Annotated in this window: 10 protein-coding genes; 2 read left to right on the top strand and 8 right to left on the bottom strand. The window is 60.3% G+C overall.

Annotated elements, in window-relative coordinates; genetic code table 11:
* Positions 1 to 142: 142 nt before the first annotated feature.
* The 6 genes from tsf to CS006_RS06030 form a co-directional block, all read right to left on the bottom strand.
* Positions 143 to 994, bottom strand: coding sequence for a translation elongation factor Ts (tsf, locus tag CS006_RS06055; RefSeq protein ID WP_100510935.1), 852 nt, complete (start codon positions 992 to 994; stop codon positions 143 to 145).
* A gap of 99 nt (positions 995 to 1,093) precedes the next feature.
* The gene (gene rpsB / locus CS006_RS06050; protein ID WP_100510934.1) at positions 1,094 to 1,915 is read right to left on the bottom strand and encodes a 30S ribosomal protein S2; all 822 of its coding nucleotides are present in this window, start codon (positions 1,913 to 1,915) and stop codon (positions 1,094 to 1,096) included.
* Positions 1,916 to 2,122: 207 nt separating this feature from the next.
* Positions 2,123 to 2,602: a peptide deformylase gene (gene def, locus CS006_RS06045; RefSeq protein WP_100510933.1), complete on the bottom strand. Its 480-nt coding sequence runs from the start codon at positions 2,600 to 2,602 to the stop codon at positions 2,123 to 2,125.
* A gap of 6 nt (positions 2,603 to 2,608) precedes the next feature.
* Positions 2,609 to 4,678 carry an AMP-dependent synthetase/ligase gene (locus CS006_RS06040; protein ID WP_100511264.1) on the bottom strand — a complete coding sequence of 690 codons (2,070 nt, stop codon included), beginning with the start codon at positions 4,676 to 4,678 and terminating at the stop codon, positions 2,609 to 2,611.
* 71 nt (positions 4,679 to 4,749) lie between these two features.
* Positions 4,750 to 5,238: a hypothetical protein gene (locus CS006_RS06035; protein WP_100510932.1), complete on the bottom strand. Its 489-nt coding sequence runs from the start codon at positions 5,236 to 5,238 to the stop codon at positions 4,750 to 4,752.
* 302 nt (positions 5,239 to 5,540) lie between these two features.
* Positions 5,541 to 6,665 carry a GuaB3 family IMP dehydrogenase-related protein gene (locus CS006_RS06030; RefSeq protein ID WP_100510931.1) on the bottom strand — a complete coding sequence of 375 codons (1,125 nt, stop codon included), beginning with the start codon at positions 6,663 to 6,665 and terminating at the stop codon, positions 5,541 to 5,543.
* Positions 6,666 to 6,809: 144 nt separating this feature from the next.
* Here CS006_RS06030 and CS006_RS06025 point away from each other — a divergent pair, with 144 nt between their 5' ends.
* Positions 6,810 to 8,030, top strand: coding sequence for an NADP-dependent isocitrate dehydrogenase (locus CS006_RS06025; RefSeq protein WP_100510930.1), 1,221 nt, complete (start codon positions 6,810 to 6,812; stop codon positions 8,028 to 8,030).
* Between the two features lie 170 nt (positions 8,031 to 8,200).
* Positions 8,201 to 9,718 carry a type 1 periplasmic-binding domain-containing protein gene (locus CS006_RS06020; protein WP_100510929.1) on the top strand — a complete coding sequence of 506 codons (1,518 nt, stop codon included), beginning with the start codon at positions 8,201 to 8,203 and terminating at the stop codon, positions 9,716 to 9,718.
* 78 nt (positions 9,719 to 9,796) lie between these two features.
* Here CS006_RS06020 and CS006_RS06015 read toward each other — a convergent pair whose 3' ends face one another.
* Positions 9,797 to 11,614, bottom strand: a complete 1,818-nt coding sequence (locus CS006_RS06015) for an AMP-dependent synthetase/ligase (RefSeq protein WP_100510928.1) — start codon at positions 11,612 to 11,614, stop codon at positions 9,797 to 9,799.
* Between the two features lie 77 nt (positions 11,615 to 11,691).
* Positions 11,692 to 12,291, bottom strand: coding sequence for a M23 family metallopeptidase (locus CS006_RS06010; RefSeq protein WP_100510927.1), 600 nt, complete (start codon positions 12,289 to 12,291; stop codon positions 11,692 to 11,694).
* Positions 12,292 to 12,576: the final 285 nt, after the last annotated feature.

Here is a 12,576-nt window from a genome sequence, read left to right as displayed (position 1 = left end):
TTTCGTCTCTTAAAAAAACCGTATCCATGGTAACGGCGATTACTGACAATACGAGGGTATGCGGCTACTGCCGCTCCCAATATAAGGAAAAGGCGAATCCGCCGGAGCGGATTCGCCTTACCGTTGTGTCAGCGGGTGGAAATCAGTCTTCCTCGCCCTTGCCGACCTCGATGCGGACGAAGCCGAGAGCCTTGCCGCCGGCCTGCTTGAACAGGTCGCCGACCGTCTTGGACGGATCCTTGACGAACTGCTGCTCGAGAAGGACGTTGTCCTTGAAGAAGGCGTTGAGACGGCCTTCGACGATCTTCGGAACGATCTTCTCGGGCTTGCCTTCGGCCAGGGACTTCTCGGTGGCAACGCGACGCTCGGATTCGACGATATCGGCGGGGACATCCTCGCGGGTCAGCCACTTCGGGTCCATGGCGGAGATCTGCAGGGCAGCCTCGTGGGCCACGGCGGCACCGGCTTCGTCGGTGGCGATCATGGCCACGATGCTCGGCGGCATCTCGGCGGACTTCTTGTGGGCGTAGACCTCGACGCGCGGGCCCTCGATCTTGGCGTACTGGCCAAGCTTGACGTGCTCGCCGAACAGGGCGGCGGCCTCTTCGATGGCCTCCTTGACGGTGCCGTCTTCGGCAGCGGCCGCAAGCACGGCGTCGGCGTCGTCGGCCTCGGCCTTGACGGCGTCGGCGAGGATGCCGTCGGCGAACTCCACGAACTTCGGGGTCTTGGCCACGAAGTCGGTCTCGGAGTTCAGCTCGGCTGCGTAGCCGACCTGCCCGTTGGCGGAGTCGACCACGGTGGAGGCGATGGTGCCTTCCTGGGCCTTGCGGCCTTCACGCTTGCCGGCGGCCTGGATGCCCTTGGCGCGGATGATTTCCTTGGCGCGGGCGACGTCACCTTCAGCCTCGGTAAGAGCCTTCTTGACGTCCATCATGCCGGCACCGGTGTCTTCACGAACCTGCTTGATGAGAGCGGCGGTGATCTTTGCCATAGCTAGTTGTCTCCTCAATACATGTGCGACCGTGTTGTCACGGCCGCTATCATCATAGACATCAGCCGTCCCCTTTTTGGCGGACGGCTGAACGTCGGGTCACTCGGCCTTGGGCTCTTCGGCCTTCGGCTCGGCGGTGGTCTCGGTGTCACCCTGCTTCAGCAGTTCGGTCTCCCACTCGGGCAGCGGCTGGGCCTCGCCCTTGTCGGCGGCCTTGTCGGCGGCCTTGCCGGAACGCTCCAGCAGACCATCGGCGACGGCGTCGGCCATCAGGGTGGTCAGCAGCTCGACGGCGCGGATGGCGTCATCGTTGGCCGGAATCGGGTAGTCGACGAGGTCGGGGTCGGTGTTGGTGTCGACGAGGGCCACGACCGGGATGTGAAGCTTGTGGGCTTCCTCGACGGCCAGGGATTCCTTGTTGATGTCGACGACGAACAGAGCGGAGGGGGTGCGGTTCATGTTGCGGATACCGCCAAGCTGCTTGACCAGCTTGTCCTTTTCACGCTCGAGCAGCAGCAGCTCCTTCTTCGTCAGACCGGAGGCGTGCACGTCGGAGAAGTCCATCTCCTCGAGCTCCTTCATGCGGGCGACGCGCTTGGAGACGGTCTGGAAGTTGGTGAGCATGCCGCCGAGCCAACGCTCGGAGACGTACGGCATGTTGACGCGGGTGGCCTGCTCGGCGATCGCTTCGGCGGCCTGCTTCTTGGTGCCGACGAACAGAACGGTGCCGTTGTGGGCGACGGTGGCCTTGATGAAGTCATAGGCCTTGTCGATCAGATCGAGGGACTTGAACAGGTTGATGATGTGGATGCCGTTGCGCTCCATCAAGATGTACTGCTTCATCTTGGGGTTCCAACGACGGGTCTGATGACCGAAATGAACGCCAGCCTTGAGCATCTGGCTCATGGTGATCTGTGCCATGCCATATACCTTTCTTGTCGGTTGTTGCCTGGTCATGCGCGTCTGCGTGCAACCTTCCCGGGGAAGGCCGACCGACACAGACCGTCGCCGACATGACGCGTTTTCCGCGTGCCGGGTTGGGAAATAATGATGATGGTGGCCCTGTTCACCTGCGACTGCGACCAAGGCCGATTGGCACGCGATTTTTCAGTCTACCACATTCCTTGGTCAGCGCGAGCGCATCATGCGAAGGGCCTCGCGGCGCTCTTCCTTTTCCAAACGGTCAAGATAAACGTGACCGTCCAGATGGTCGCACTCGTGCTGCAGCATGCGGCCCATGAGGCCGCTTCCCTCCAACGTCACCGGCTTGCCGTCGAGGTCGATGCCGGACACGCGTGCGTAGTCGGCTCGGCGCGTCTTGTACCACAGGCCGGGAACGGAGAGGCATCCCTCGTCGCCGTACTGCTCGCCTCTGGTCTCTTCGATCACCGGATTGAGAATGTATCCGATCCTGCCTTCGATGTTGTACGAGAACGCGCGCAGGCCCACACCGATCTGGTTGGCGGAAAGTCCCGCGCGGCCCGGATCGTCGACCGTATCCAGCAGATCCCGCACAAGGCGCTCGATGGAGGGGGTGATGGTGCGGATGGGATCGCATGGCGTACGGAGGATGGGATCGGGTACCACGCGGATTTCACGGATTGCCACTGGCTTCTACTCCTTATCGTCGTTGTCGTTGTTCGGGATGTCGTCCTCAAGCGTATCGGATTGTTCGGAGGCCTCGTCCTGTTCCTCACGGCCGTCCGACTGATGCAGCTTCTTCGACACGTTGGCCAGGGAACCGCTGACATTGCTCTTGGCCTGGTCGAGCATCTCCCTCGCCTCCTTGGTGCTCGGCAGGGACGCAATGGTCTCGGAGGCCCGCTCGAAGATCTGCTTCGATGAAAGCGCAGGCGCGGGACGGGGGGCACCGGCCTTGGGGGCATAAAGCACCTTGTCGATCATATCGGCGTAGATCTTGAGCACCTTCGGACGGACCACCTTCATGCTCGGTGTCAGTGTACCGTCCTCCTGGTTGAAATCGTGGTCGAGGATGACGAACTTGCGGATGGATTCGGCACGGGACACCGTGGCGTTAGCACGGTCGACATACTGCTGGACCAGTGCTCGGACGGCATCGTTGTCGGCGACCTGGGATGCGTCCATGGACGCATCCAACCCCTGGGATTCAAGCCACGACGACAGCATGTCGGGGTCCAGCGCGATCAGTGCGGAGATGAACGGACGCCCGTCACCGATGACCACGGCATGGGAGACTATCGGACAGGTGCCGACGGTGTCCTCGAGAGGGGCCGGCGATACGTTCTTGCCGCCGGCGGTGATGATGATGTCCTTCTTGCGGCCGGTGATGAAGGTGAATCCGTTGTCGTCGATACGGGCGAGATCGCCGGTGTGCAGCCATCCGTCGGGCTCCAGAACCTCCCTGGTCAGTTCGGGCTGCTTGTAGTATCCGAGGAACACGCTGGCACCGCGAATCATCAGCTCGTCATCGTCGGCCAGCTTCACCTCCATGCAGCCGGGAAGCCCGACGGACCCGATCTCGTTGCGATCCTGGAAGTTCACCATGCAGGGTGCCGCCGTCTCGGTCATGCCATAACCCTGGATGAAGGTGATGCCGTCGAATCCGTTGAAGAAATGGGCGAGATCGGTGTTCAGCGGGGCCCCGCCGCAGGCCAGATACTTCAGGTTCGGGCCAAGGGCGGAACGAATGGACGCACCGACGGTCTTCATGTAGAAGGCATGGCGAATACGGTCGGCGAATCCGTGCGTTCCCTTGTCCTGCTCGTCCTTCGACCATTGCACGAAATGATGGAACGCGTTGGCGAAGACGCGGCCGCGCATGCCGGCGCCGGCCTTCTGGGAGGCAGCATTGTACACTTTTTCGAATACACGGGGGACACCCAGCAGATACGTGGGTTTGAAGCCTCGCAGGTCGGCGAGCAGATGACGGGCCCCGGGAATATATCCGACCACGCCATGCGATCCGATGGCGACGTACTGGATGTATCGGGCGAAGCAGTGGGCCAGCGGAAGGAACAGCAGAAGTCGGCTGGGCTGGAAGAGCATGTCATTGAGCACCTCATAGCCATTGAGCACGGTATGGGTGAAGTTGCGATGCGACAGCACGGCGCCCTTCGGCTTCCCCGTCGATCCGGATGTGTATACGATGGTCGCCGGATCGTCGGCCTTCACCGCTTCGATTGCCGCATCCAGATCGGCGTCCGATACGGACTCTCCGAAATCCGATACCGCATCAAGGCCATCGGCCTTGAAGTTGAACACATACCTCAGGGAATCGCGGTGCTTGCGAATCAGCTCCAGGGTCTGCGCATGCTCATAGTCCCCCGCAAATGCAATAACCGGTTCGACGTCCGTGACGATGTTGGCGGTCTGCTCCGAGGAATCGGTTTCGTATATCGGCACGCTTACGGCACCGATGGCGGCGCATGCGAAGTCCACCACACCCCACGGGTAGCAGGTCGCCGAATAGATGACGACGTTGTCTCCGGCCTTGACGCCAAGCCCCATAAGGCCTTTGGCCACCTGCCGCACCCTGTGGTACATCTCGGCCGCCGTGACGTCATGCCACTGACGGGTGTCGTCATCCTGCCATTGCGCGATGAGGTCATCGCCGTCCCTGGAGAATCGGCGCGCGAGCAACGAGTATATGGTGTCTTTTTCCGTAGTAGGGCGAATAACATCGACCGAGTATTCACGAAGCATAAGCACTACTATAGGACGACGCGCCCCACAGGCACGCCACTCGTCGCCGATCGTCCGTCAGGGGCAATCCGTCACCCGAAGTCGAGCGCGGTGCACACCCAGCGGCTTCCCCGTCGCTCGAGGACCACCGTGGCGCTGTAGTCGTCATAGCCGATCGTCATGCCGACGCAGGCGTCGAATCGATTATGGCTGAGCACGGTTCCATACAGGTACATCGGGATGGGCGGCAGATGCTTGTTGCGCAGGGATCCCCTCTTCCCCTGTTCGCGGCTCTCCCTGACCAGCCCCGCCATGAACATCAGCCTGCCGATGGTCCTGTCGTCCACCGACGATACCAGTACCTTGCTGGAGACGCGTCCTCGGACGACGTCGGAACCAAGGCACGCGAGCTGGCATGCCTTCGATGCCAGATCGGCACCCTCTCTGATGGTCAGGTCCTTTTTCGAAATACGGCTGATCCGCATGCGTACGCCGCCCTCGGCCCCATATGCGCTGGGCAGGCGGAACGAAAAGCAGCGGTCCTCATCGGAATCGTCATTGTCGTCGTGCTTCTTTGCCATATCTTCTTCTTCCTATCCGCAGGACGTTCATCGCCCTGAATGCTTCCCCCGACCATCCTTGGAAAAGGGGGCCATTCACAAGCATGGTACGAATGCCCCCATAGGTCAACTCGGGTATCGAAATTGTGGATAACTCGAACAACTCGTCTTCACGACGACGATTCGAGACCATGGGAGGATGTTCACGCATGGATACGAGATGCGATGGCCCCACCGACGAAACGGGGCCCTGCGAACATTGTTCGCAGGGCCCCGCAATCCGCCGCGCGTCGCGCAAGACCGGCACGTACGGCGGCGACATCCTACAAGCGCTCGTAGGGCGTCACCACGACGCCGCAGCGCTGGAATTCCTTGACGTCGAGGTAGCCCGTCGATGCCATGGCACGACGCAGCGCCCCCACGAAGTTCACCGTGCCATCGGCCTGATGACTCGGCCCGAACAGAATCTCGCGCATGTCGCCCACCGTTCCGACGTGGAAGCGACGACCGCGCGGCAGCTCGGCATGATGGGCCTCGGAGCCCCACAGCTCGCCATGGCCGGGGGCCTCGGAGGCCCTTGCCAGCGGAGCGCTGAGCATCACGGCGTCGGCGCCCAGAGCGAACGCCTTGACGAAATTGCCCGAAACACCGGTGCCGCCGTCGGCAATCACATGCACGTAACGGCCGCCGGACTCGTCCATGTAGTCGCGACGCGCGGCGGCGACATCGGCGATCGCCGTGGCCATGGGGGCATGCATGCCGATGGTGGTGCGCATGGTGGAGACGGCGCCGCCGCCGATTCCCACCAGTACGCCGGCGGCACCCGTGCGCATCAGATGAAGCGCGGCCTGATAGGTCGCGGCACCGCCGACGATGACCGGCACATCAAGCTCGTAGATGAACTTCTTCAGGTTCAACGGCTCGTGCGACCTTGAGACATGCTCCGCGGAGACCGCGGTCCCGCGGATTACGAACAGGTCGACCCCGGCCTCCAGCACCGTGGAATAGAATTCCTGCGTACGCTGCGGGGTCAACGATCCGGCGACCGTCACGCCGGCGTCACGGATCTCATGCAGGCGGCGGGTGATCAGGTCGGAACGAATCGGGGCCTTGTACAATTCCTGCATGCGCGTGGTGGCCTCTGCCTGCGGGGCCTGCGCAATCTCCTCCAGCAACGGTTCCGGATCCTCGTAACGAGTCCACAGGCCTTCGAGGTCGAGCACACCGAGACCACCGAGACGTCCCAGCTCGATCACGGTCGCCGGGCTCATCACCGAATCCATCGGCGCGCCGATGACCGGAATGTCGAACTCATAGGCATCGACCTGCCACGAGGTGGACACATCGCCGGGGTCGCGCGTACGGCGGGAGGGAACGATGGCCACATCGTCCAACGAATAGCTCAGACGGCCGGACTTGCCCAGGCCGATTTCAGTCTCTTGAGTCATGACTCCTAGGCTAATGCGGCGTGAAGACGACATGTCGCCGCAGAAAAACTGGACATTCCCCGCACGACGAAACATGAATCGTGTATGTAAATGATGTTGTATCGACAACGCATACGTTTATGCCGTTAGAAGGAGCGCAATCCCATGGCGAAAATCAAAGTCGAAGGCAAAGTCGTCGAACTCGACGGCGACGAGATGACCCGCGTCATCTGGAAGGACATCAAGGATCGCCTCATCCTGCCGTACCTCGACATCGACCTCGACTACTACGATCTCGGCATCGAGAACCGCGACGCGACCGACGACCAGGTGACGGTCGACGCCGCCGAAGCCATCAAGCGCGAACACGTGGGCGTCAAATGCGCCACCATCACCCCGGACGAGGCCCGTGTCAAGGAATTCGGTCTGAAGAAGATGTGGAAGTCCCCCAACGGAACCATCCGCAACATCCTCGGCGGCACCATCTTCCGCGAGCCCATCGTGATGAGCAACGTCCCCCGTCTGGTCCCCGGCTGGACCAAGCCGATCGTCGTGGCGCGTCATGCCTTCGGCGACCAGTACAAGGCCACGGACTTCAAGGTTCCGGGAGCCGGACGGCTCACCGTCACCTTCACTCCCGAGGACGGTTCCGAACCCATCGAGCACGTGGTCTACGACTACGGCGACGACGGCGGCGTGGCCCAGGTGCAGTACAACGTCAACGACTCCATCCGTGGATTCGCCCGCGCCTGCTTCAACTACGGCCTCATGCGCCACTACCCCGTATACCTTTCCACCAAGAACACCATCCTCAAAGCCTACGACGGCCAGTTCAAGGACACCTTCGCCGAAGTGTTCGAGACCGAGTACAAGGACCGTTTCGAGGCCGAGGGACTGACCTACGAGCACCGTCTCATCGACGACATGGTGGCCAGCTCGCTCAAATGGCACGGCGGCTACATCTGGGCGTGCAAGAACTACGACGGAGACGTGCAGTCCGATTCCGTGGCTCAGGGCTTCGGCTCGCTGGGCCTTATGACCTCGGTACTGATGACCCCGGACGGACAGACCGTGGAGGCCGAGGCCGCGCACGGCACCGTGACCCGCCACTACCGCCGTTGGCAGAAGGGCGAGAAGACGTCCACCAACCCGATCGCATCGATCTTCGCCTGGACCGGCGGACTCAAGCACCGCGCGGACCTTGACGGCACGCCCGAGGTCCGCCACTTCGCCGAGACCCTGGAGAAGGTCATCGTCGACACCGTCGAAGGCGGCCAGATGACCAAGGACCTTGCCATGCTCATCGGCCCCGATCAGGCATGGCTCGATACAGAGGGCTTCATGAACGCCCTCGACGAGAACCTCGCCAAGGCGCTCGCCGCCTGACGTTCCTCTCGCATGCAGCGGGTGCCGGGACCATTACAGAGGCATTGCTCCCCTCAAAACGTCCTGACACCCGCTTCGTCATGCGTCGGCGAAATGCCCTACAATCCCCATAGTCGGTTAACATAATCGTCTAAGAAGTTCGAGATGCCGGCGACTACGAAGGATGTGTGATGCCAGTGCGTGGATTGAGCAGGTGGGGGCGGAAGGCCACCGGTGCGGTGATGGGAATGGCGTTGCTGCTCGCCGCCGCATCCTGCGGCGGGCCGGCACAGGACACTCCATCAAGCAGCCCCTCCGCCACAACATCATCATTGGGGCCAGTGGCGCTGATGCTCCCCGACGACGGCATCACCCTTTCGCAGAGCACTCCTCTGAACAAATGGACATCCTTCGGTTCCAGCCTGAAAAAGGCCCTTACGGATCAGGGCTTCGACGATGATGACATCACTTCCGTCAAATCGAAGACCCTTGAGGACCAGACCCGTGCCGTAGAGGATTTCACCAAGGAGAACGAAGCATCGAAGGATGCCAAGGCCACGTTGGTCCTGGCTCCGGTCGCACAGCCCGATGATGCGACGCGTCAATATGGGGACTATATCAACCAGAGTCTTTCCGTCGACAAGAGCACCGAAAACACGGAGAATTCCCCGACTGATGCGAAAGTCTCCTCTTCCGCATCAGCATCGGCGAGTGATGCCCTCGAGCTCCGCTCATCGCTGGTCAAGGCCCAGAAAGCCGGAATCTCCGTTGTGCTCGTCGCCAACACCATCGAGGGCTACGCTCCCGATGCGTATGTGCAGATGTCGTCCCTACGTGAAATCGCCCATACGCAGGCCACATTGCTGGCCAACAAACTCGATCTCTCCCATGCCACCAAGGCCAATCCGAAGCATGTAGAGATTCTTATCCCCTCCAGCGGCGACGCCACCGACAAGGAGATCTTTGCCGGCATCTGGCAGGTTCTCGGCCCCTACTTCAAATCGGGAGCGGCGGTAAGCCCCTCGGGCGCACTTGATTCGACGAGTACCGAAGACAGCTGGAAGAGTCTGGTCGTCAAGAATACCGACCGTTCTGCGATCTCCGCCGAGTTCACCAAACGAATCGGTTTCGACGACGACAACGACCTGCACCCCCCGCTGGATGGTGTACTGGCCATGAACGACATGGTTGCGGCGGCGGTCACGGATGCGCTGTCGGACATGAAATACGAGGGATCGGCCGCGGATATCAATCCACAAATCACCATCGGCGGCATAGTCGATAATCTCGCCGGCAACAAGGACCTGAAAAAGGGCAAGGTCCCCGATCCAGGCAAGACGGATTCCGCTGACGGCGACGAATCCGAGACCGACGCAGAAGTCCAGAATGGCAAGGACGATCCAGCCTGGCCCATTGTCACTGGCTATGGCGCGTATCTTTCCAATATCACGAACGTCGTCAACGGACGACAGTGGAGCACCGGTCTGGAGGACCGCAACCAGTACGCGGCAGATGCCGCCACGATATGCAGGATGCTGGCGAATGGAGACAAGCTCGCCTCGACGTCGTCCCTGAAACTGTCCACAACGCTGATGGATGATGTCAAGGTGCCGACCGTGCATGAATCGATTCGCAGCGTCTCCGCAAGCAACCTGAAGAAAATGCTGATCGATCCGGGGTACATCAGGCCCGCGGACGCGGGATTGTAAGAGACGTTCCCTGATGACAAATATGGGGAGTGACCGAACGCTTGCTCAGTCACTCCCCATATTTATTCCGATGTCGGATCAACGGTTCTTACGCGGCACATAGATGACGGCGTTGATGAGACCGGCGTACCGTTCCTCGATGGCGGCGCGGCGGGTCTTCAGACTCGGTGTCAGCAATCCGTTCTCCTGAGTGAAGCTTTCGTCGAGAATCTCGAACTTGCGGATCGACTCGGCACGCGAGACCAAGGCGTTGGCCGCATCCACCGCCCGTTCCACCTCGGTCGCGATAATCGGGTTCGTCTTGGCCTCCATCAGCGATCCCACCGGCTCGGCACCTTGCGCCTTGAGCCATGCATTGGCATCATCCAAATCGATGGTGATCAGTGCCGCGATGAATGGACGTCTGTCTCCTATCACCAGGCACTGGTCGATGACCGGAGAAGTCATGACCGAGGTCTCCAATACGCTGGGCGATACGTTCTTGCCGCCGGCGGTGATGATGAGATCCTTCTTACGACCGGTGATGGTGATGAATCCATCGTCATCAATGTCGCCGAGATCGCCGGTATGAAGCCATCCGTCAACGATCTGCTGTGTGGTGATTTCAGGATGATTATGGTATCCCTTGCACACTGCACGGCTCTTGATGCACAACTCGCCGTCATCGGCCACGCCGAACGTCACTCCCTGCATGGGCAGGCCGATGGTGCCGATGCGGTATCCACTTGTCGGATTCACGCAGGCCGGCGCACAGGTCTCCGTCATGCCGTATCCCTCCAGCAGCGGCAGACCGATGCCGTTGAAGAAATGCGCGATGGAACTGTCCAACGGCGCTCCACCGGAGACCGCATATTCGACATGGCCGCCGAAGACGTCCATGATGGACGAATATACAAGTTTGGAATACAGCGCATGCTTCATCTTCAAAGGCAGAGGCATCTTCTGCGCCGATTGCTGGTATCGGGACCATTCCCTTGCGGTATCCGCCGCGTCGAAGAACAGATGTCCCTTTATGCCGGCACCGGCCTTCTGCGACGCGGCATTGTAGATCTTCTCGAAGATTCGCGGAACGGCCAATACAAATGTCGGTTTGAACGACTGGAAATCCTGGATGATGGTCTTGAGATTGCTGGACAAGCCAAGAGTGACGTTGCCTGCGAAGCAGAAGAACTGCATGTATCGTGCAAAGACATGTGCCAACGGCAGGAACAGCAGCAGTCGACGGTCGGGCTTCATGGCGATGTCCGGCATGGTGTTGCATCCGGAATACGCGATGAACACGAAGCTGCCGTGGGTCAGTTCAATGCCCTTGGGCGTGCCGGTGGAACCGGATGTATACACGATGGTCGCCAGGTCCTCTCCCCCGACCATGTTCTCCCTGTTCCAGAACTCGTCGTCGGCGATGGTTCGGCCGAACTCGGCGAGCATGTCCAATGCGCCGAGTTCGATGACATACACCTCTTCGAGGTAGGCGGCCTGATCGCGAATGGAGTCGATCTTGTCGCGTTGGCCGTCGTCCTCCACAAAGGCCATACGCACCTTGGAATCGTTGAAGATGGTCTTGACCTGCAAGGCGGAATTGGTCTCATAGACCGGAACGGTGAGTGCACCTATGGACATGATCGCCAGATCCAAGGCCGTCCACTCCCAACGGGTATGTGAGATGACGGCGATGGCATCACCCTTGGTCACACCTTTGGCTATCAATCCCTTGGCCAGGGCGATGACCAGATTCTGGAATTCCTCGGCTGTGAAGGATTGCCAGACGCCGTTCTCGTCCTTGTACTCCACCAGCGAGTCCGCAGGCGTGCGATTGGCGCGCTCCTCAAGGATGGAGAAGATGTTCTTGTTGGAATCGATGCTGTTTGCCTCGGGACGAGTGTATTCCTTAAGCATGATGCTCCCATCGTTGAAACTTCTACTTTGGATTCTACACAAGAACACGGTTCCCGCCGGTATAGACCGGCTCTCCATCACAGTGGTTTCAGCGCGATTCGTCGTTTATGCACCTCGTGCACCGGATCACGGTATGACCGGTCTCCGGTCTTCATCCCCCAATGCAGGCATGTCGTATCGCAATGGTCGGAGTTCCCCCTGACGATTCCGAATTCCTGTCCCTGCCGCAATGCTGCACCCTTTGGCAGTGTGGATACGGACGGCTCGTATGTGGTTGTGTATCCGTTGGCATGTCTTATGCTGATGACGTCCTTCGTGGCGACTTTGCCGGAGAAGACAATATGGCCGTCCGCAGGTGAGACAAGCTGGGTACCTGTACCGGTCGCGATGTCCACTCCCCTATGGCCGGGAAGCCACGGCTGCGCGGGGTTGTCGAAGACACGTGCCAAGGGAGGATCCACCGAACCTGAGGTCCGTACCGGCCAGATGAATGCGGCGGCGCATCCCACATCGGCAGAGCCGCTTGCCGAGGGCACGGATCTCGGTGAGACAACCACGACGAGTGACAACGCCAATACGATGACGACGGCAACGGCGTTGTTTTGCCGCATACGCCGCCGTTCTTCCTGACAGCGTCGAAAAACGAAACGGCGCTTCCTGCGATCCTTATGATTCATGGCTCCCCCATCGAATGGACTGTGTTATATCCATCCAAATGGAGGTGTCGTCGTTTCGTCCAACTGAAAGAAGAATGTTGACGAACGTGACTTTTTCTTGAATATGTGGTTAGGCCCATCCCAATCACATAGTCATGTGATTGGGATGGGGTCTGGATATGGGAAAAGGCCTCGGACCGTGTGGGTCCGGGGCCTTTCCTACGTTTGGTTGCGGCGGCGTGCTACTCTCCCACACCCTGTCGGGTGCAGTACCATCGCCGTGCCGGGCCTTAGCTTCCAGGTTCG

It is taken from the genome of Bifidobacterium primatium, assembly GCF_002802875.1.
GTDB lineage: Bacteria > Actinomycetota > Actinomycetes > Actinomycetales > Bifidobacteriaceae > Galliscardovia > Galliscardovia primatium.
This window is presented reverse-complemented; position numbering and strand designations above follow the sequence as displayed.